The organism is Clostridium sp. MCC353, assembly GCF_018785315.1.
In the GTDB taxonomy this organism is placed as follows: domain Bacteria; phylum Bacillota; class Clostridia; order Lachnospirales; family Lachnospiraceae; genus CHH4-2.
Genome location: NZ_WQPN01000178.1, coordinates 6,423 through 26,409, shown reverse-complemented (window position 1 = coordinate 26,409; position 19,987 = coordinate 6,423). Strand labels below are relative to the sequence as shown.

The following is a 19,987-nucleotide window of genomic DNA, read 5'->3' as shown; positions in this document are numbered from 1 at the left end:
AAATAAACCTGAAAATCAAGGGTTTCATGGAAATGGAGTGGTTTTATGGATATGGTGAAGACAAAGAACATGGTGCGCCTGATCGTGAAGAACGGGCTTAATTTTGCGTTTAATCTGGCGTTTATATTCTTATATCAAATGTTATTCGGTACGGAGAATGTTCTGCCGGGGGTGGCTATCGGAGTAGGGCTTACCATGTTTCCGGTAGGATATGTGGGAATCCGTCCCCTGACCATGGGGGGAATCATCATGGTTTTATATACGGGCAGCGTGATTGCAGGGCAGACCGCGCTCATAAGCCCGTGGCTGGCGCTGCCGGTTAATTTTCTCTTTGTTCTGTTCATCATGGTATTGACCTGTGAACCGGCCATGTATAAGCCGGCCATCAGTTTTCTGCTCTGTTTTGTGTTTTCACAGGCAGCTCCTGTGGCGCCGGAGGCATTTCCTTTGAGAGCGGCGGGGGCGCTGGCAGGCAGTGCGGCGGTGGCAGCAGCCACCGTGATCCGGTGGAAAAAGCAGGGGCACTGGAATGACGGGCGGAATTTGAAAGAACAGATGAAACTATGTATTGTCCGAAGAGGTTATATTTTGAGAATGTCCCTGGGGATTGCAATTGCCATGTTCGTGGGCATGGTTTTGGGGCTGAAAAAGCCGTTGTGGATCAGCATTGTGGTCATGTCCCTGACCCAGCTTCATTATCATGAGACGCTGGAAAGAATCCGCCACCGTTTTTTTGGCAATGTGGTGGGGATCATTTTCTTTCTGGTGGTATTTAAACTGTTAATCCCTGAAAAATATGCCTTTGCCATGGTATTGTTCCTGGGATATGTCAGTTTCTTTACCTCCGAATATAAGTATAAGCAGATCGTGAACGCGGTGAGCGCGGTCAATGCCTCGCTGGTGCTTTTGGATACCTCAACCGCGGTTCAGAACCGGCTGTTCTGCCTGGCCGGGGGAGCGGTCATCGTCCTGGCATTATATCTGGTTCAGGCCTGGTCCGGGAATCTGCGGCGGCACGTGAGCTGTGGCAGCAATGCCTGAAAAGGGGTCTATTTTCGGGAAAAGGAGGATATATTAGATTAAGTAAACTGTTTGGATGATTGAATTTGAAGAAGATAAAAATGGAAACATGGATGGGCTTTTGTATGCTGATTCTTGTTTTTGCTGTTTCCCACTATCCGCTTTTTGGATCCGGAATGGGTGTCGCCGCTTCCGGACTGGCGGGGGGAAAGCAAAAAAGGACAGTGGTTCTGGATGTGGGACACGGGGGAAATGACCCGGGCAAGATCGGGGTTGACGGCAGCCTGGAAAAGGATATCAATCTGGCAGTCGCAAAACAGCTGAAAACTTATCTGGAGGCCTCCGACGTGGAAGTGATTATGACACGGGACAGCGATACGGGTCTTTATGGTGAAAAGGACAACAGAAAAAAGATGGCTGATATGAAAAAACGGTGCGAGATCATCGATGAGATTAAGCCGGAAATCGTGGTCAGCATCCATCAGAACAGCTACCATCAGGAAGAGATATCGGGAGGCCAGGTTTTCTATTATAAGGGATCGGAAAAGGGGAAAAAGCTGGCTGAAATCCTTCAAAAGAGATTTGATTATGTGTTGGGGGAAGCCAATCGGAGGCAGGCGAAGGCTAATGATAACTATTACCTTCTGCTGCATGTGAAGCAGCCCATAGTGATTGTGGAATGCGGCTTTCTGAGCAACTGGAAGGAGGCGGCCATGCTAAATTCCGAAGAGTATCAGGACCGGCTGGCCTGGACGATACATATGGGTATCCTGGAGTATTTGAATGGGAAGTGATGGAAATGATGGAAATACAAGGTTTAGGGATGCTGGCGCAGTTTCAACAGCGCCCTTATATGTTTTAGTGTATTGAGAGTGCCGGATTAATATTACCGGGGCGGTGGAATTGTGAAAGAGGGCGGGAAACCGCCCTCTTTCACAATTCCAAGTTTTACTTTTTATTTTCATCCATACTTATTATACGGGGAAAAAACAGTTCAGCATCCGCTTAATCCCTTCATCCCAAAACACCCAGTCATGAATGCCTTCCCACTCATCATAAGTCAGCCGGTAAGGAAGAGTTTGCAGAAAGTCACGAAACCGCACTGTTTCCTGATACAGATGGTCTTCTGTGCCGCAGGCCAGATAGAAATCCGGTTTTTTTGGCAGAAGGGCGCATTTTTGAGCCAGATGGTATATGTCGTCATCGGGGGATACTGTGAGCCCGGTTCCGAAAATGCCCTGGAATTCCGGTCTTTTTGGATTGCCTTCAGGCGTATCGGCGATGTGCTGTCTGATGTCGGTTACAGCGGACAGCAGGCCGCAGGCCGCGTACCGGTCAGGATGGGACAGGGCGGTTTTTACGGCTCCGTAGCCGCCCATGGACATGCCTGCAATGAAACGGTCTTCTGGATTTCTGCTGATCCGGAACATGGATTCGCAGAGATCGGGGAGTTCTTCGGAAATATAGGTCTGGTAATTGACCCCGTAACGCATGTCGGTATAAAAGCTGCGGTTGACTTCAGGCATGATCACTGCGATGCCATGGTCCTCCGCATACCGTTCCAGATTGGTATACCGGGTCCACACGGAATAATTGTGGGACCGCCCATGGAGCAGATATAATGTTTTTACCGGTTCTTCCGCGGTGCGGACGGCCGCAGGCCGTCCGGTTCCGTTCGGAGAACCGGTGCCGGTCAACTGCACGGTTCCGCTGGGAATGTCTGTGGCCGCAGGCCGTCCGTTTTCACCGTGAGCATCGGTAGCCTGTATCAGGCTGTCTTGGTAGGTGTGAATGTCCGTCAGCCCCCCGCCGGAAGATCCTCCGGCGTCATGCGGAAGGATGACGCACACGGAAGTCACCATCCGGATTGCTTTTGAGTTGATTTCACAATGCAGCAGCGCCATATCAGTTATTCGCCTTATACTGTTCTGTATATTCTTTGATAATCTGTTCGCCGCCCGCCGCTTTCCAGTCTTCGATGGCTGCCTTCCATCCGTCTAAATCCAATTCCCCGATCACATATTTGATTTTTGCATCATCGATCTGGACAGTTAAATCACCGCCAGTTTCGATGTTGGTGTCTGAAATATATGGAAGTACCATGTTGTGAACCGCGTACTGGGCGTTTTCGTTCATTAACTGGACAATTTTTTTATTCAATTCCGGCTGGTTGTTGGCCTCTAAGTTCTTTGTGGTATAGAAAGGTGTGATCTGGCGGATATCGTTATATTTGCGGGCATAAATTTCGGACTGTTCTTTGGTCTGCTCCACGCCTCCGTCTTTGACCGTGTAGGATTCGCCTTCCACGCCCCAGTTCATGCAGTCTGCCATTTCCGGTTCACCCAGTTTATCGATGAAGGCTAAGAGTGATAAAAGCTCTTCCTCGGATTTAACGGATGTTTTAGAGAAAGCCAGGCCTCCGGTGTATCCCTGATAACCGGTGATATGGTACGGAGCATCAGGGCTCTCCTTTAATAATTGGAAAATGTCCGTGGTGGCGTCAGGAAATACTGCGTTTAAATCCGTAACACGCGTTGCGGCATCTTCCAGGTTGCCTAAGAACAGCATTCCGGCGGCTCCTGAGGTGAAGTTCTGCATTTCATCCTTACAGATCGGGAAGTCCTGGTTGAACAGTTTTTCGGCATACGCCTCTCTGAACCAGGTCAGGGATTCTGTGTAGGTGTCAAAGTAAAATTCCGGAACCACGTTTCCTTCTTCATCCAGTCCCCAGGTGTTGGGGCCGCCCATATAAATGCTGAGCAGGGTGGAGAAACGGGGAAGGGCGTTGTATTTGAGGGAAAATCCATAGGTGTCATCCGCCCCGTTCTGATCCGGGTCATTATAGGTAAATGCGTAAAGGACGTCGTGAAGCTCATCTAATGTAGTCGGCATTTCAAGCCCTAAATTGTCCAGCCAGTCCTGGCGCAGGATGCCGCCCTCTCTGGCAACGTCGCGGACTTTAGGGATTAAGAACTGCTGGCCGTCTATCTGCACATTTTTTAAGATGGTAGGATCGATTTTGCTCAGGTTCGGGAAGCGGTCCAGGTAAGGTCCAACGTCCCAAAACATGCCGGAGCGTGCTGCATTTACAAATCCGGAAGCCTTTACCTCACGGATCGTGGTAATCTGTGGAAGATCTTTGGAAGCGATCAGAGTGTTCAGCTTTTCATTATAAGCGGATTGCGGAACCCAGATGACCTTCGGCATGGTTCCCGTATACTCCGCTATTTTTAAGATCAGCGGGTTGTCATCCGTGGGAGCCTCTGCTCCGGTGTAGTTTACCATTAAAGAGATGGTTTCCAATGTGGCGGGCGCGGAAGCTTCGGCGGCTCCTGTTGTATCTCCTGCGGCTGTGGTCTGTCCGGCCGGGGTCTCTTTTGCCTGTGTGGCGGCGGTTTCAGTATTCTTGGAACCGGAACCGCAGGCTGTCATGGATAATGTCATTGTACCTGCCAGGAACGCAGCTAAAAAGATTCTGCCTTTTCTATTTGTTTGTAAATATGTTAATAAACCCATAAATTACCTCCCAATATTTAATTTTGTTTTAGAACGAGCTCGTGTACACACTTAAATTGTACGTTTGGGGGGACGATAAAGCAATACTCATTTTCTGGCGGGAATTTTGTGTGAAATAGATCAAAATGGACAATGGATACTCACCTTTTTGAATACTCATCTCTTTACCTGGCCCCATGTCATAAAATGAGCATTTGGAAGTTAAGGCTTATGAAATACACGGTAAAAGCGTACAAAACAGCAGGAAATATGATTATTGAGTTATCCAAAATGCACAAATATAATTGAGATATGAAAAACAGGATGCAAATCCGGAAAGGAGAAGAGATGAAAAATCAAAATAGCTGTTGGAAAAAAATCAAGACTTATAAATGGCTGTACATTATGCTGATACCGGGAGTGGTTTACTATCTTCTGTTTAAATTCGGCCCCATGTTCGGGCTGATCGCGGCATTTAAAAATTACCAGCCGTTTTTAGGGTTCTTTGACAGCGAGTGGGTGGGGCTGAAACATTTTATACGTTTCTTTACAGATAAGTCGTTCTTAAAACTGTTGGGAAATACCTTGCTGCTGTCACTGCTGAACCTGGCATTTTTCTTTCCACTGCCAATCATTGTAGCGCTGCTTCTTAATGAAGTGAAAGTGAACTGGTTTAAACGAACGGTTCAAAGCATTATTTACCTTCCTCATTTTTTATCATGGGTGGTAATCGTAGGTATCACTTATACCTTATTTACGTCAGATGGAGGTATTATAACGGAGGCGCTGAAAAATATGGGATTCGGCCAGGTTAATTTCCTGACCAGCCCGGCGTGGTTCAGACCGATGGTAGTCATGCAGAACATGTGGAAAGAAGCCGGATGGGGGACCATCATCTTCCTGGCGGCACTTGCGGGCGTCAATATAGAGATGTATGAGGCGGCCAAACTGGACGGCGCGAACCGGTTCCAGCAGATTCTGTATATCACACTCCCGGCCATCAGGACTACGATCATCACAATGCTGATTTTAAGACTGGGCCATGTGATGGAATCGGGATTTGACCAGCTCTATAACATGCAGAACGCCATGAACCGTGATGTGGCCGATGTATTTGATACCTATGTGTACAGAATGGGCCTTGTAAACGGGCAGTTGAGCTATTCTATTGCGGTTGGAATGTTTAAATCATTAGTGGGTCTGGTTCTGGTATTAACAGCAGATAAAATTTCTAAAAAAGTAGGAGAGGAAGGGATATTATGAAAACAGCAAAAAAATCCTATGGCGATAAGATATTTGACGCCATTGTCTACGTGCTGCTGGCTGTCATTACGATTGTTACATTTTTTCCGATCCTCTACATCGTTGCAGGTTCCTTTGCTTCCGTAAAAGAGCTGGCGGTTAACAGGTTTTTGTTAATTCCCAGGGAGCCGACCCTGGATGCGTACAAATATATCTTTTCAACAAGCACTCTGACGCGAAGCATGGGCGTGACCATCATGGTTACGGTAGCGGGTACAATTGTCAATCTGTTTATGACCTGCCTGATGGCTTATCCGCTGTCCCGCAGGGAACTTCCGGGAAGAAAGTATCTGATGTATGCGGTTACATTTACGCTGGTGTTCAGCGGCGGCATGATTCCGACTTACCTGGTAGTCAACGCCCTGGGCCTGATCGATTCCTATGCGTCCCTGATCATTCCGGGGGCCATCAGCAGTTTTAACCTGGTTCTGGTTAAGAACTTCTTTCAGGAAATCCCACAGGATCTGATCGATTCGGCGAAAATTGACGGATGCAATGAAGTCGGGGTTCTCTGTAAGATTGTGCTGCCGCTGTCAAAACCGGCCCTGGCTACATTTACCATGTTTTATGCTGTGGGCCACTGGAATACCTTTTTAACTGCATTGCTCTATCTGAATGATTCGAAGAAATGGACCATTCAGGTGCTGCTGAGACAGATTGTTATCCTGGCCCAGGGTGGGATCGGCGATGAAGCTTCCATGGGAATGAACTTTGTAATCCCGTCTCAAAGCGTGAAAATGGCTGTCATCGTGGTGGCAACGCTTCCGATTGTTTTGTTCTACCCGTTTATGCAGAAATATTTTGAGAAAGGCGTTATGGTAGGATCAATTAAGGGATAAAATCGTTTATAATAGTACTGTGTAAAACAAAGGGGGAAATAAAATTGTTTAAAAACTTATATTTTAAGCGGATTTTCGCAGTACTGTTATTGATAGGGATTATTCCGGTCATTGCGCTGATGGCGGCGGTCAGCAGTATGACGTCGGCGCAGAATGAATTTTTATATGAAGTGCAGAACACATCCATTGTAAATAAAAGAAAACAGATCGAGGTTTCTTTAGAATATGTGAATAACTCCATGATAAGGGCCGGTTTGTCCGGCACCCTGACCAGCGGGGTGAGAAAAAAGCGGGAGGCCAAAAATTTTCAGGATTTCAATCAGATCAATGACCAGCTCAACCTTTTGAATTCTTCCATTTTCCCGGTTAACGATATCATCCTTGCCAGCTTGCAGCAGGACTGGGTTATGAATCCGGAAAGTTTTACAACCATTGAAGATTCGGCGTACAGGGGGCTGATTGAACGTCTCAAGGGAATCCGGAAATCGTCCTTTTGGCATTATGATGAAGAGTTTGTCTATCTCGTGGAACGCATTCCGGTGAATTCTGTTTCAGGAAACAGCCTTCTGATCTCTAAGATCGATAAAACCATTCTCCAGTATGAGCTGGACGGAGACAGCCAGGACGAAGGCGTTGTCATTCTGGATGAGGACGGGCGCTGTCTGGTGGGAAGGCCGGAGCTGGCGTCGATTGTGGAATATGTGAGGGCATCTGAGAAAAAATGGGACCGGCTTCTGGAAGGGAATGCGGTTCAGACCGCTTTTCACCATGAAAACTATCTCTGTGCCGCCTCCAAATCAGATTTAAACGGCTGGACTTACATATCTGTAACGCTTAATTCAGATTTAAAGCAGGGGGTTGAATCCGTTTACCGTACCATGTGGTTTGTCATTTTCAGCGTTCTCATCATAGTTTTGATCCTGGTCATCCGGTTTTCCAAGCTCTTATACCACCCCATTGGAGAGATCAATGACCTGGTGGACAGCAATCTTTCGGATCACGAAGATGAATTTGCGGAGGAGAACGGATCCATCACCTCTAAAGTGAATTATCTGGTGAAAAAGAACGTGGAACTGAAGAAAAAGCTTTCCGACCGGGAGGAGTACGAACGGGAGATATACCTTAGAAAAATTTACAGAAATGAACTGAGCGGGATCACATCTGAAGAACTGATGAAACATGGGGTGATTACTCGCCCTATTGACGGTGAGTATATCCATGTGATGGGAATAAAATACTATCACAAGGCTGAAACCAGCAAAGATATGGAAGTTTTTCTGTTCGGGCTTAAAAACATCATCACAGAGCTGACCGGTTCGGAGAATATATTCGCTCCGGTGGTCATGGATCATGTGATCTATATCACCCATTATGAGAACTATATGTCGGCGGAAGGCGCAATGCTGCAGCTAAACAGGACTTGTGAAATGATCATTTCCGCGGTGGCGCAGTACATGGGGGTTGGAATTAATATCGGGGTGAGCCGTCCTATTTTTGAAGCGGCTGGAATCCCGGAAGCGGCGGAAGAATGCAACCTGGCCCTTCGCAAGGTGATGGGGCAGTTCGGGGCCTGCATTTTCTGGGGTGTGAATGAAGAAAAGCATGTGGTTCTGTCTGAAATCAAGATCAAACAAAAGCGCCTTCAGATCATACAGTCCCTGCTGGAGGGCAAAGAGGAACTTTGCAGGAAACATTTGGACGAGTATTTTGAAAAAATGGATGGGGTGGAATACTATCTGTTTAAACTGGAAGTGAATAAACTGCTGTCGGATATTCTGGACTGCTATAACGAATATTCAATTAAACCGGATTATTCCAAGATGAAAGAGATCACGGATTTTGACATTACTAAAAATGTGGACTCCATTGAAAAGCTGAAGCTTCATTTATGGAATCATTTTCTGCAGCCTTTTAACCAAAAGGTCCAGGAGCCGGTGGAAAACCAGAGGGTAATTGATGAAATCGCGGAATATTTGAAAGAACATATAGAACAGGATATATCACTTGACCAGTGCGCCAGATATTTTAATTATAATCCGAATTATCTGAGCAGGATGTTTAAGAAACTGTTTGGAAAGACCTATACGGAGTATATGATCGATAAAAAGATTGAGAGATGTAAGGAACTGCTGTCTGAGACGGATTTGAGCATCAATGAAATTTCCGTAAGACTTGGTTACAACAGTCCCCAGAATTTTATAAGGGTATTTAAGAAATATACGCTGATGACACCGGGACAATACCGCAGTCAGCAGAATTTGAAAAAGGAAGGGAAAGATTGATATGGGAAAAGTTAGATATGCACAGGTAGGAACCGGCGGACGGGCCAGAATGTATTATGAAGCTTTGAGTTCTACATATAAAGAACATTGCGAGCTGGCGGCTTTCTGTGATTTGAGCCAGACCAGGATGGACTACGCCAACCGGATGATCGGCGAGAAATTCGGAGCTGATCCGGTGCCGGCCTATCATTATACAAAATTTGAGGAAATGCTGCGCACAGAAAAACCTGATGTGGTGATCGTCACTTCCGTCGACCGCACCCATGATGAATATATCATAAAGGCCATGGAAGCGGGATGCGATGTGGTGACGGAAAAACCGCTGACGATTGACGAGAGGAAAGCCCAGGCGATTGTGGACGCGCAGAAACGGACCGGACGCAAGATCCGGGTGGCATTCAACTACCGCTATGCGCCTCATCATACGAAGGTCAGGGAACTGATCATGAATGGGGCTATTGGCGATGTATTTTCCGTACATTTTGAATGGCTGCTGAACACACAGCACGGTGCGGATTATTACAGAAGATGGCACCGGAACAAAGCCAACAGCGGCGGACTGCTGGTACATAAAGCAACCCATCATTTTGATTTGGTGAACTTCTGGCTGGGCACGCAGCCGGAGACGGTATTTGCATTTGGAGACTTGAATTTCTATGGACGCCATAATGCTGAGAAGCGCGGGGTTACGGATTTCTACTACCGGTGCCATGGCAGCGAGGCGGCAAAAAATGATCCGTTTGCCATTGATATGGAACATAATCCGGTATTAAAGGGGCTTTATCTGGATGCTGAGGCGGACAGCGGATATATCAGGGACAGAAGCGTGTTCGGAGATGACATCAGCATTGAAGACACCATGGCGGTGCTGGTCAAGTATAAAAATAAGGCGATGATGTCCTATTCTCTGAACAGCTATATGCCATGGGAGGGATTTAACGTTGCATTTAACGGTTCAAAGGGAAGAATTGAGTACACCGCATTGGAAAAACCTTATATCAATGCCGGAGGGGATAAAAAGGATGAGGGAGCAGCTAAATTCTATCAGATCAAAGTCTGCCCAATGTACGGCGCCCCTTATATCGTGCCGGTGGAGAAAAAAGAGGGGGGACACGGCGGCGGAGACCCGGTGATGCTGGACGATCTGTTCCTGCCCGGAAAGAACCAGGATCCGTTCCACAGGGCGGCGGACCATATTGCAGGGGTGCAGTCCATTTTAACCGGGGTGGCGGCGAATAAGTCTATCGCGTCCGGCCTGCCTGTTAATATTGATTCACTGGTGAAATTTTAAGGCAGGGGGAACAGGAGGTTATCATGTATAAAAAACACAGTGATTTTGGGGAATACAGGGCGGTGTCTTCTGCCGAACTGGATCAGGTGCTGGAATCGGAAGTGCTGGATTTAAGGGGGCTGGATCAGCCGGTCATTATTGAGAGTATAGAGCTTTTGTTTAACTGCGGTCAGTATTTCGTCAGAACGGTTTCAAAGGACGGTTTGACGGGGATATCAGTCACCAATGACAGGGTGCGTTTCTGTTATCCTATTTTACAGCAGCAGATTGCGCCGTATTTTATCGGAAAAGACGCAAGGGATCTGGAAAGACTGCTGGATGAAGTTTATGTGTATGAAAGCAATTATAAATTGGCCGGAATCCCTTATTTTGCCTGCCTGTCCTTTTTGGAACTGAGTATCCTGGATTTGCTGGCAAAGGCAAAGGAAGTCTCCTTAGGACGGCTGTTCGGAGAGCGGATTCACGATTACGCCAATGTGTACGTTGCAAGCGGCAACCGGCACACCACGCCGGAAGAGGAGCTGGAAATCCTGCGTAAAGAAGTGGAACGGGTCGGCGCAAAGGCGATTAAATATAAAATCGGCGGCCGGATGAGCCGGAATAAGGATTCCATGGCAGGCAGAAGTGAAGAACTGATCTATGGGACCAGAAGATATTTTGGGGACGACATGATCATCCATGCGGACGGAAATGGTTCCTATGATGTGGAAACGGCTGTCCGGTATGGGCGTGTGATGGAGGAAATCAACGGATATTTCTATGAGGAACCCTGTCCATTTGACGACCTGTGGGCCACAAAGGCGGTCAGGGACAGTTTGGATATCCCGCTGGCATTTGGGGAGCAGGAAACCAGCATGAGACGGTTTAAATGGCTGGTGGAACATCACGGCACGGATGTGATCCAGCCGGATATTCTCTATAACGGCGGTCTGATCAGGACGACAAAAGTTGCGAAAATGGCCCAACTGGCGGGGATGACTGTTACGCCCCATGTTTCCACAGGATTCTGCTTTGTATACATTCTTCATTTATCTTCGTATACGCCCAACATCGGCAAATACCAGGAAAATAAGAAGGGATTTGAAATAACCAATGAGCTGCTGGACGGACAGCTTACGCTGGCGGACGGGCGGATCAACATTCCGGATTCCGTGGGGATCGGGATCAGGGAGAATCATGAGATTATTAAGAAAGCATTGCAGTTATTTATTGTAAAATAATGTAAACAGTTCAGGAGGCAGAAAAAGACATGAAAATGGTAATCATTGAGCCGTTAGGAGTAGCGGATGAAAAACTGATGGAAATGGCGTCGGAATTAAAGGATCAAGTGGAACTTGTCTATTATAATACCAGAACCACGGATACCGGAGAACTAATTGAACGCGGAAGGGATGCGGATATCATCGTAGTATCTAATTTACCGCTGAACCAGGAAGTGATTGAGGGGTGTGAAAATTTAAAACTGTTGTCGGTTGCATTTACCGGAGTGGATCATATCGCCATGGAGGCGTGCAGGAACCGGGGCATAACCGTCTGCAACTGTGCGGGATATTCCACCTGCGCGGTGGCTGATCTGGTGTTCGGCATGTTGATTTCCCTTTACCGCAATGTGATTCCCTGTGATCTGGCATGCCGCAGGGGAGGCACGAAAGACGGCCTGGTCGGTTTTGAACTGGAAGGAAAGAAATTCGGCGTCGTGGGCACAGGAGCCATTGGCGAGAGGGTTGCCCTGATTGCACAGGCATTCGGATGCGAAGTGTATGCATACAGCAGGACGGTTAAGGATCTTCCGGGGATTAAATATGTGGATCTGGATACTCTGTTGTCGGAATGTGATATTGTATCGCTGCATACGCCTTTAAATGCCCAGACCAAGGGTTTGATCAACAAAGAGAATATAAAATTGATGAAGAAAAGTGCTGTTTTAATCAATACGGCCAGAGGGCCGGTTGTGGACACGGACGCGTTGGCAGAGGCGTTAAAAGAGGGCCGTCTGGCCGGCGCCTGCATCGATGTGTTTGAAAAGGAGCCGCCCATAGAGGAGAACCACCCGCTTTTAGATACGCCCAATACGATTGTCACACCGCATATCGCATTTGCCACAAAAGAGGCTTTGGTAAAAAGAGCAGTGATCGTATTTGACAATGTGAAAAAGTATCTGGACGGAAAACCGCAGAATATAATCCATTAAACCTGAAAAATATTGTTAAATAAACTTCAAAAATGAAAAAATATTTAGGTTTAATCCGGTTTTTTAGCAGGAAACTGCGAGAGGGGAAGCCTGGAAAAACGAGAAAATAGGCTGAAAATATATAAAAATATCCTGCGATAATTAAATAACAAACGAAAAATATTGCTATTGACAGAAAATTTACGGAAGACTATAATCCATACATAGAGCAGTTTTTGCCCGATTACACAACGGAACGTTGAATATGAAATCAGGAGGTATGGATTATGCAGCATTTGAGAAGAATGGAAGAACGGGTTGTCCTTCTTACTGGCGGCGGCGGAGGCATCGCACGGGGAGTGGCAAGGGCATTTGCGGATGAAGGCGCAAAGATGATTTTAACCGATTTATATCCTGGCGGTATGGAAAGGACCAAGGCGGAGCTGGAAAAAGAGTTTGGGACAGAAGTGTTTACCATCGTTACGGACGGCGCGGATGAAGAACAGGTAAAAACCGCGATTGAAAAAGGAGTGGAGCATTTTGGAAAACTGGATGTGCTGATAAACAGCGCCCAGGCCTCGGCATCCGGCTTGACCCTGGTGGAACATACGAAAAAGGATTTTGACATCGCTTTATATTCGGGACTTTACGCGACGTTCTTTTATATGAAGCACGCATTTCCGTATTTAAAGGAAACCAAAGGATCTGTGATCAATTTCGCTTCCGGCGCCGGTATTTCAGGAAAACCGGGGCAGAGTTCCTACGCAGCGGCCAAAGAGGGCATCCGCGGCATGTCCCGAGTGGCGGCCAATGAATGGGGCGCGTATGACATCAATGTCAACGTAATCCTTCCCCTTGTTATGACCGATAAACTGGCAGAGTGGGGCCGTGAGAACCCGGAGATGTTTAAGAAGAATCTGGATGAGATTCCTCTTGGAAGATACGGGGATGCGGAGAAGGATATCGGAAAGGTCTGCGTGTTCCTGGCAAGCTATGACGCGAAGTATATTACGGGGGATACGCTGTTCATACAGGGTGGCGTGGGGATGAAGCCGTAAAGGTTTATTTTACATATTTGTGAATGTAACGCCGGGAATCCAGGGAATGGGGACGGACGGGGGCGGAGGCCCCCTTGGAGGTTTGACACCGGGCGGAGCAAACTCCGTTGGCGATGAAAACCGGCTTCCAACCGTAAGTGAAACTAAGGCTCCAAGGACGGAAAAAGACGGTCCGATGCCCATTCACGGTAAACTCTTTATGGGACTTTACCGTTCAGTGGGCATCTCAGAAACTGATTTGGTTTTCAGTTTCTGCCCGTCTTTTTCCGTCCTTGGAGCCTAACTTTCACTAACGGTTTCCAGACGGCTTTCATCGCCAACGGAGTTTGCTCCGCCCGGTGTCAAACCTCCAAGGAGGCCTCCGCCCCCGTCTGTCCCCATTCCCTGGATTCCCGGCTGTGTACTGGCTTAATAGAGGATAAATAACATTTTATTTTGTTTCTGTTAAATATGTTTGTAGTTATTATTTATAATGATTCATACGGTTCATCTTCTTGCAACATGTTCAAGTATGAATCCAATTTCAAATTTATATATCCTGCTAACAGATTTTCCATTGCTGAAAGGTTGTGTTTTACATGGTATTCATCAAAGGCGTTGTAATATGCAATCCGGTCTGTAAATTTGATATCAATTGGCGGATATCCGCTTTCATCAGTTCCAAATTAACTAAAAGTCTTCCGGTTCTGCCATTGCCGTCAATCGCATTGGAGTTGTAAGTATACTCCACAATAAAATCATCATTTAGTCTTGCCGCTTCTCCTTCAGTCAGAGGCCTTCTGCTGTCTAATTCCTTTTCAGGAATCTTACCATTAACCCTGAAGTCATTTTCGAAAATGCCTTGACGCTTGATGTTAAATTTTCTCATAATTTACAAAATTGTTTTTAAATAATTACTCCCGAGAAAACCAGCAGAAAAGCGGGGAGGGGGGACGGCGGGAAAAAAGACCGGGGAGCAAAACGGGGAAAATCAGCGGTACAGGGGTCGTGTGGAAACCGTTTAGTGGAACTTAGGTTTTCAGCAGGAACGAAGGCGGGCAGAAACTGAAAACCCAATCAGTTTCTGAGATGCCCCTGAACGGTAAAGTCCATAAAGAGTTTACCGTGAATGGGCATCGGACCGCCTTCGTTCCTGCTGAAAGCCTTAGTTCCACTTAACGGTTGGAATCAGATCCCTGTACCGCTGATTTTCCCCGTTTTGCTCCCCGGTCTTTTTTCCCGCCGTCCCCCCTCCCCGCTTTTCTGCGTAACCTTCTCACCTAAATCCATTTTATGTAAATAAATCCTTAATTATTTTAAGAAAAACGTCGCTTGGAATCAACTGGAAAAAGGGCTATACTGGAAAAAAGAATCACAAGGCTAACAGCCTGAAGTCCATGAATTTTCCAAAAAGCTGGGAGGTTTTTCTATGAAAGTCAATATAAAATTTAAATTGATACCGGCCGCTTGTCTAATCGCATTGGTAATCACTTCCTGCGGATCTTTCGAGCGGATTACTGATTCTAAAGATGTTACAGGTAAATATACCCAGGAGGAATCCGGCCATAAGGACATAACTTCTGCACCGGAAACAGAGGATACTACGGCAGAGAGCCCGTCTGAGACGGGAAAACCGGGGAAAGAAGAAACTGCCGGGGTGGAACAAACTCCGGGAACTGCTCTCACCGCCCAGGCGGCTGCCCTTTGCGGACAGTATTTTAAGGCCGGGGATTTTGCTTCCAGGCTGTCCGTATTGCCGGGAGATCCGGATGCGAGAGGGACCCTGCAGGTAAATTTTTCAAAAAGAGATAAAATGTTTTCCAATGCATTTACGGGGCTCCATGAATTCAACCTGCCTTATGAGGATGGCACTGGTTCCTACAGTCTGGAAGATACTGCATACGGCAGCAGCGGGGCCGCCTATACGGTGGTGTTAAATAAAGACGGTTCCATAACGCTCCAGGGCAGCACAGAGGCGGCAGGGGATTACTACGCCGTGGAAGACAGCCTTATCATGCCCGACGCATTCAGCCGTCCATTAAACGACACCGACTTAATCGGCCTTAACCTGGATGATATGCAGCTTTTGAGAAACCAGTTTTATGCTGTTTACGGCAGGATTTTTAAAACTGAAAAATTGAAAAACTACTTCGGCGCGGAGCCGTGGTACAAAGAAAGCATAGATGGAGATAAGTTCAGCGAAGAGCTGTTGTCAGGGATTGAAAAGAGGAATATCACATTTTTGAAAGAAGCAGAAGAGAAATACGATGAAAAACGGGCATTGGAACTGAAGACGGCCTATGATGCGCTTCCGGCCGCCCCTTATCTGGAACTTCTTCCGAAACGGGGAGAAATCTATATCAGCATGTATTCGGATTTTGAGCATACGGCTGACCGGGGGATCTACTATGAAGCGGAAGGCTCAATCCATGTGCCGATTACAGTTACACCGGAACAGCTTGACGCTGTGGACGCGGGAGACGGCGTTGAACTGGTTACAGATGAGCTGACCGGGAAGACCGCTGTCCTTAAAAAGTCCCAAAACCCGGATTATGGGATGTATGTGCTGACGGAGAAAAATGCCGGCAGCAGTGAAGAGGGAGACTATGTCATGGCGGCTTATGAGCCTGACATGGGAGTTTTCCGCCTGTGGGGAGACAGCGATGATACAAGATTTAAACGGGTGTATGAGGGCGGCATTTACGTGCTGAAAGGGGCCTGTGAAGAGTTTTATGGCTATTTCGACCTGCCTGTGAAGGACAGGGAAGAAATGGCGGGCAGCTACAGGGTGATGGACTTTAATGAAGTCAGCCCCTATGGGCCGTCCCCTTATGAGGGAAATGTACCGGTAACCGACTCCAAGGGATATATAAAAGCCCTTTATTTCCGCGGAGACTGACCGGAGGCATTTTTTTCAACCCGGGGGAGCAGAATTGGAGCCAGGACGGCGGCGGCCAGAGTGCAGCCGCCGATGGCCAGGTAGGCGGTGCGGTAATTGTATCTGGCGGACAGGGTTCCCGTCATCATCGGCCCCAGTGCCATTCCGATTCCGTAGAGGGCCTGAAACAGCCCCATGGCTGTGGACTGGTTTTCCTGGGGAATGTAGCGGATGGTCAGAGCGGTCAGGATGGAGGTCAGCATCAGCCCGCTGACGCCGCCGATGGCCTGGGCTATGTAGAGCACCGCCATATGGGACGTGAAGGCGGTCATCACACAGTAGACGGTCATCATGAGGAAGCCAAGGGCAATGGCCTGCCAGGTGTTCACCCGTTTCATCAGGTGTTTGCCGATATAACCTGCCGCAAGGATCTGAACCAGGGTGAACAGGGCCGTATTGATGCCGATTTCCAGAGGTGAAGCCCCTAAGTCACGGGCTACGGCAGATGTAAAGGAAAATACGGTTCCCTGAAGGAACAACTGCATAATGATCGCAAAAAAGGAAGCGCACAGCACAGCCGGATGTAAGAATACAACGGCGAGATGGCTGATTTTCAGCGGTTCCCTTTTTATTTCTATGGGTTTTAATGCCAGGGCGCACAAAATAGCCGCGATCCCCGTGAGAAAACTGCATACCAGCGGAATGCGGTATCCCCAAATGGATGCCGTTATCATACCGAGAATAAAGGCCAGGAGTTTTCCGGCGCTGTTAAATGCGGTGACATTTGCCATGGCCTGAACGCCCTTATCCGCTTCATAGTATGCGGCGTACAGGATTGTGAACGCCAGCCAGGAAGAGGCCGCAACCCCGGCCAGAATCCTACAGATCACAATTGCGGCAAAATGAGTGGAAAAAATCAGGCCGAAGGAAGAGACCGTGGTGAAAATAGTCCCCAGCAAAATGGTCTTTTTGTAACACCCGGTCACATCTGTCACAATTCCCATAGGGATGCGGACGATCATCTGGGTAAATCCATACATCCCTGTCATGAATCCAACCGCCCCCGCCGCGAATCCCAGAGTTTGGAGGTAAGGGGTGAAATAGGGGGCGTGGCAGTATTCCGAAGCCCAGAAAAAAATGATGGTAATGCTGAGTAAAATTCTTGAACGTTTCATGATATCTCCATTTCTTAGCGGGTCAGCCGTCATGTTCACCGAGCGGTGGGACGGAGCCGAGCCAGTTCATCCTGTCATTTGATTTTATGAATAGTTCCATTTCCCGGCAGAAAGTGTTCATAACATCCTGCCTGCTGGGTTTGGGGTAGCGGTGGGTGAGACGATAGCACACCAGGGGAGGCGGGGCTTCTTTTAGTTGATAGAAGGCGGTATCCTGCCGGTTTTTTAGAAAACGCACCAGGGAAGCAGGCCCGATTGTCCAACTGCCGGGTTCGTCCAGATAATGGATCATATTCGTGCCCGTATTGACATTGACCAGGTGCCTGGTCTGGCTCCAGTTGCTGTGATGCCATAATTCATAATCCGTGTTCCATCTCAGGTAAGCTTCCTTTTGGGGATCCAGCTTTGCTGTGCTGATATTGTCGTAATAGATGCCGGTGTCCCGGGTAATCAGATACATTTTTTCACTGTACAAAGGCGTGGAAATGATATCGGGATATTTGACCGGGCTGAATACAAAACCGATATCGATGATCCTGTTTTCCAAAAGGCCGTGGATTTCCGATGAATGATGGGTGTTGATGTCCAGTTCAATCTCCGGATGGCTTTTCAGAACATTTTTATAGAGCGGCACAAAGGAAATGCTGTTGACCAAATCTACGCTTCCAATGGAAAGGGAGGATTTACCCGATATTGTGTTCAGTGAATACATATCCCGCCACAAACTGGCCCACTGCTGTGCCATGGGAACCAGGTTGGAACCGGCCGGGGTCAATACAGCGGAACGCTGTCCCTGCTGCCTGAGAAATAATCTGGCGCCTAATTCATTTTCCAGACGCTTCAGGCGCTGGCTGATGGTGCTTTGGCTGATAAACAGCTTATCCGCGGCAATGGAAAGGGTGCCGCATTCCACGACGGCTAAAAAGGCGTCGATTTCCTCAATTGTCATATGGGGCATCTCCTTTCATAAATGAGTTCGGATTTAAATATTACAAATATAAATATTATATATCAATAATATTCGATTTGCAAACAATGTCTGATCTGATATGCTAGAGTGTGTTTGAAAATTCATTCCCGCCATCTGCACGCCCCACTTCGCGGTATATTTTAAAATTAAGGGATTATAGGATCCCTGCCTGGGCGGCGGAACCGGAAGACCGGGAAAATGGCTTCGGCTGTTGAACTAGAATGAAAAAGAAAGGCTGGCACTGCAAATGGAACATTTTCTCTATAGCATTAATATCACATTCCCAATTTTCTTTGTAATCGTAATCGGATATATTCTAAAACGGATCGGAATGCTGGACGGCAATTTCGTGGAAAAGGCCAATAAATTTAACTTCAATGTGACCCTACCCGCGCTGCTTTTTAAAGATTTATCCAACATCAATTTCAGTGAACAGTTTCACCTGGATTTCGTGCTGTTCTGCATGATATCTACTTCTCTCTGTTTTTGGCTGATCTGGGGCGGGGCGAAGCTGTTTTTGAAAGATAAGAGGATGAGAAGCGCATTTGTCCAGGGCTCCTTCCGCAGCAGCGCCGCGGTTTTGGGAATCGCCTTTATCCAGAACCTTTGCGGTAATTCCGGCATGGGCCCCATGATGATTGTCAGTACGGTTCCCCTTTACAACATATATTCTGTGCTGGTTTTGACCTTAGAGGCGGAAAATGGAGGAGAAAAGATCGATTTGGCCCGGAAAATGAAGGCGGCCTGCGTCAATATTATCAAAAATCCGATTATACTGGCCATCCTGGCAGGAACCGTGGTTTCCCTGTTCCATATCCATTTTCCGGTAATGGTACATAAAACCGTCACATCTTTGTCCTCAATGGCAACGCCTCTGGCACTGATTGCCATAGGCGCAGGATTCGAGATCGGAGACGCATGGCAGAAAGTGAAACCTGCCCTGGCAGCCACCCTGGTAAAGCTGGTGCTTCAAACAGCAGTATTCCTGCCTGCAATCCTATATCTGGGATTTGACAGGGCGGAAATTGTGGCCTGCCTGATCATGCTCTCAGCGCCGACAACACCAAGCTGTTACATAATGGCCCAGAATATGGGCAGCGACGAGATTCTTTCTTCCGGGATCATTGTGCTGACAACGCTGTTCAGCGCGGTTACGATGACGGGATGGATATTCCTGCTGAGGTCCATGGGGGTGATATAAAATCTTTATTTAGTTGAGTGGCCAAAGTTACGCCGGGGATCCAGGGAATATGGAGTCCGAGACTGGTCAAGCGGATGGGGAGGGCACACCGGATGGGCGTTTGGCTCTGCAGGAGGCCGGGGCACGGTTTGCGGTTCCAGCTCATGGTTCCGGCCGGGGCATCTCTAAGGCCGAAAGAAGGGAAATGAAGGGTACCGAGAACATTCATCGAAGAATTTCTGAAGAAATTTTCGATTCAGGTTCTCTAAATCGCTGACTTTGTGGTCAGCGATTTCCCCTTCATTTCCCTTCTTTCAGCCTAAGAGTTGCCGACGGCCTCCACAAATC

17 protein-coding genes are annotated in these 19,987 nt (G+C 47.6%); 12 read left to right on the top strand and 5 right to left on the bottom strand.

The genetic code is table 11. The features are described 5' to 3' along the window. Window positions 1–45: 45 nt before the first annotated feature. Both GPL15_RS26605 and GPL15_RS26600 read left to right on the top strand, forming a co-directional pair. The gene (locus GPL15_RS26605) at window positions 46–1,041 is read left to right on the top strand and encodes an FUSC family protein (protein ID WP_252198649.1); all 996 of its coding nucleotides are present in this window, start codon (window positions 46–48) and stop codon (window positions 1,039–1,041) included. 65 nt (window positions 1,042–1,106) lie between these two features. Next, on the top strand, window positions 1,107–1,814 hold the full coding sequence (locus GPL15_RS26600; protein WP_346345053.1) for an N-acetylmuramoyl-L-alanine amidase: 708 nt from the start codon (window positions 1,107–1,109) through the stop codon (window positions 1,812–1,814). Between the two features lie 180 nt (window positions 1,815–1,994). Here the strand turns inward: GPL15_RS26600 and GPL15_RS26595 are convergent, their stop codons facing one another. Both GPL15_RS26595 and GPL15_RS26590 read right to left on the bottom strand, forming a co-directional pair. Further along, the gene (locus tag GPL15_RS26595; RefSeq protein WP_215701699.1) at window positions 1,995–2,924 is read right to left on the bottom strand and encodes an alpha/beta hydrolase family protein; all 930 of its coding nucleotides are present in this window, start codon (window positions 2,922–2,924) and stop codon (window positions 1,995–1,997) included. 1 nt (window position 2,925) lies between these two features. Next, window positions 2,926–4,536: an extracellular solute-binding protein gene (locus tag GPL15_RS26590; protein WP_215701698.1), complete on the bottom strand. Its 1,611-nt coding sequence runs from the start codon at window positions 4,534–4,536 to the stop codon at window positions 2,926–2,928. A gap of 327 nt (window positions 4,537–4,863) precedes the next feature. Between GPL15_RS26590 and GPL15_RS26585 the strand changes: the two genes are divergently transcribed. From GPL15_RS26585 to GPL15_RS26550, 8 genes are all read left to right on the top strand, one after another. Further along, window positions 4,864–5,778, top strand: coding sequence for an ABC transporter permease subunit (locus tag GPL15_RS26585; RefSeq protein WP_215701697.1), 915 nt, complete (start codon window positions 4,864–4,866; stop codon window positions 5,776–5,778). Then, window positions 5,775–6,656, top strand: a complete 882-nt coding sequence (locus GPL15_RS26580; protein ID WP_215701696.1) for a carbohydrate ABC transporter permease — start codon at window positions 5,775–5,777, stop codon at window positions 6,654–6,656. Before GPL15_RS26585 ends, GPL15_RS26580 begins: the two co-directional genes overlap by 4 nt. Before the next feature lie 44 nt (window positions 6,657–6,700). Continuing rightward, the gene (locus tag GPL15_RS26575; protein ID WP_215701695.1) at window positions 6,701–8,938 is read left to right on the top strand and encodes an AraC family transcriptional regulator; all 2,238 of its coding nucleotides are present in this window, start codon (window positions 6,701–6,703) and stop codon (window positions 8,936–8,938) included. 1 nt (window position 8,939) lies between these two features. Then, a complete protein-coding gene (locus tag GPL15_RS26570; RefSeq protein ID WP_215701694.1) occupies window positions 8,940–10,229 on the top strand; it encodes a Gfo/Idh/MocA family oxidoreductase in 1,290 nt (429 codons plus the stop codon). 23 nt (window positions 10,230–10,252) lie between these two features. Further along, on the top strand, window positions 10,253–11,449 hold the full coding sequence (locus tag GPL15_RS26565; protein WP_215701693.1) for a mandelate racemase/muconate lactonizing enzyme family protein: 1,197 nt from the start codon (window positions 10,253–10,255) through the stop codon (window positions 11,447–11,449). Window positions 11,450–11,478: 29 nt separating this feature from the next. Beyond that, complete coding sequence (locus GPL15_RS26560; protein ID WP_215701692.1) at window positions 11,479–12,420, top strand: 2-hydroxyacid dehydrogenase; 942 nt, start codon at window positions 11,479–11,481, stop codon at window positions 12,418–12,420. A gap of 266 nt (window positions 12,421–12,686) precedes the next feature. Beyond that, complete coding sequence (locus GPL15_RS26555) at window positions 12,687–13,457, top strand: SDR family NAD(P)-dependent oxidoreductase (RefSeq protein ID WP_215701691.1); 771 nt, start codon at window positions 12,687–12,689, stop codon at window positions 13,455–13,457. A gap of 46 nt (window positions 13,458–13,503) precedes the next feature. Beyond that, window positions 13,504–13,740 (top strand): hypothetical protein, encoded by a 237-nt coding sequence (locus GPL15_RS26550; protein ID WP_215701690.1) that lies wholly within the window; start codon window positions 13,504–13,506, stop codon window positions 13,738–13,740. A 291-nt stretch (window positions 13,741–14,031) separates the two neighbouring features. Here GPL15_RS26550 and GPL15_RS28260 read toward each other — a convergent pair whose 3' ends face one another. Then, a complete protein-coding gene (locus GPL15_RS28260) occupies window positions 14,032–14,325 on the bottom strand; it encodes a hypothetical protein (protein WP_346345052.1) in 294 nt (97 codons plus the stop codon). A 540-nt stretch (window positions 14,326–14,865) separates the two neighbouring features. On the opposite strand from GPL15_RS28260, the gene GPL15_RS26540 reads away from it, so the two are divergent. Next, on the top strand, window positions 14,866–16,335 hold the full coding sequence (locus GPL15_RS26540; protein ID WP_215701689.1) for a YARHG domain-containing protein: 1,470 nt from the start codon (window positions 14,866–14,868) through the stop codon (window positions 16,333–16,335). Here GPL15_RS26540 and GPL15_RS26535 read toward each other — a convergent pair. Beyond that, a complete protein-coding gene (locus tag GPL15_RS26535; protein WP_215701688.1) occupies window positions 16,317–17,489 on the bottom strand; it encodes an MFS transporter in 1,173 nt (390 codons plus the stop codon). The genes GPL15_RS26540 and GPL15_RS26535 overlap by 19 nt on opposite strands. Before the next feature lie 22 nt (window positions 17,490–17,511). Next, on the bottom strand, window positions 17,512–18,438 hold the full coding sequence (locus tag GPL15_RS26530; protein ID WP_215701687.1) for a LysR family transcriptional regulator: 927 nt from the start codon (window positions 18,436–18,438) through the stop codon (window positions 17,512–17,514). Window positions 18,439–18,706: 268 nt separating this feature from the next. Here GPL15_RS26530 and GPL15_RS26525 point away from each other — a divergent pair, with 268 nt between their 5' ends. Next, entirely contained in the window at window positions 18,707–19,660 is a 954-nt protein-coding gene (locus GPL15_RS26525; RefSeq protein WP_215701686.1) for an AEC family transporter, read from the top strand. Window positions 19,661–19,987 lie beyond the last annotated feature (327 nt).

Coding starts and splice junctions, on each gene's coding strand:
- GPL15_RS26605 (WP_252198649.1), top strand. CDS start 46: ATGGATATGGTGAAGACAAAGAACATGGTGCGCCTGATCGTGAAGAAC.
- GPL15_RS26595 (WP_215701699.1), bottom strand. CDS start 2,924: ATGGCGCTGCTGCATTGTGAAATCAACTCAAAAGCAATCCGGATGGTG.
- GPL15_RS26590 (WP_215701698.1), bottom strand. CDS start 4,536: ATGGGTTTATTAACATATTTACAAACAAATAGAAAAGGCAGAATCTTT.
- GPL15_RS26585 (WP_215701697.1), top strand. CDS start 4,864: ATGAAAAATCAAAATAGCTGTTGGAAAAAAATCAAGACTTATAAATGG.
- GPL15_RS26580 (WP_215701696.1), top strand. CDS start 5,775: ATGAAAACAGCAAAAAAATCCTATGGCGATAAGATATTTGACGCCATT.
- GPL15_RS26570 (WP_215701694.1), top strand. CDS start 8,940: ATGGGAAAAGTTAGATATGCACAGGTAGGAACCGGCGGACGGGCCAGA.
- GPL15_RS26565 (WP_215701693.1), top strand. CDS start 10,253: ATGTATAAAAAACACAGTGATTTTGGGGAATACAGGGCGGTGTCTTCT.
- GPL15_RS26560 (WP_215701692.1), top strand. CDS start 11,479: ATGAAAATGGTAATCATTGAGCCGTTAGGAGTAGCGGATGAAAAACTG.
- GPL15_RS26555 (WP_215701691.1), top strand. CDS start 12,687: ATGCAGCATTTGAGAAGAATGGAAGAACGGGTTGTCCTTCTTACTGGC.
- GPL15_RS26550 (WP_215701690.1), top strand. CDS start 13,504: ATGGGGACGGACGGGGGCGGAGGCCCCCTTGGAGGTTTGACACCGGGC.
- GPL15_RS28260 (WP_346345052.1), bottom strand. CDS start 14,325: ATGAGAAAATTTAACATCAAGCGTCAAGGCATTTTCGAAAATGACTTC.
- GPL15_RS26540 (WP_215701689.1), top strand. CDS start 14,866: ATGAAAGTCAATATAAAATTTAAATTGATACCGGCCGCTTGTCTAATC.
- GPL15_RS26535 (WP_215701688.1), bottom strand. CDS start 17,489: ATGAAACGTTCAAGAATTTTACTCAGCATTACCATCATTTTTTTCTGG.
- GPL15_RS26530 (WP_215701687.1), bottom strand. CDS start 18,438: ATGACAATTGAGGAAATCGACGCCTTTTTAGCCGTCGTGGAATGCGGC.
- GPL15_RS26525 (WP_215701686.1), top strand. CDS start 18,707: ATGGAACATTTTCTCTATAGCATTAATATCACATTCCCAATTTTCTTT.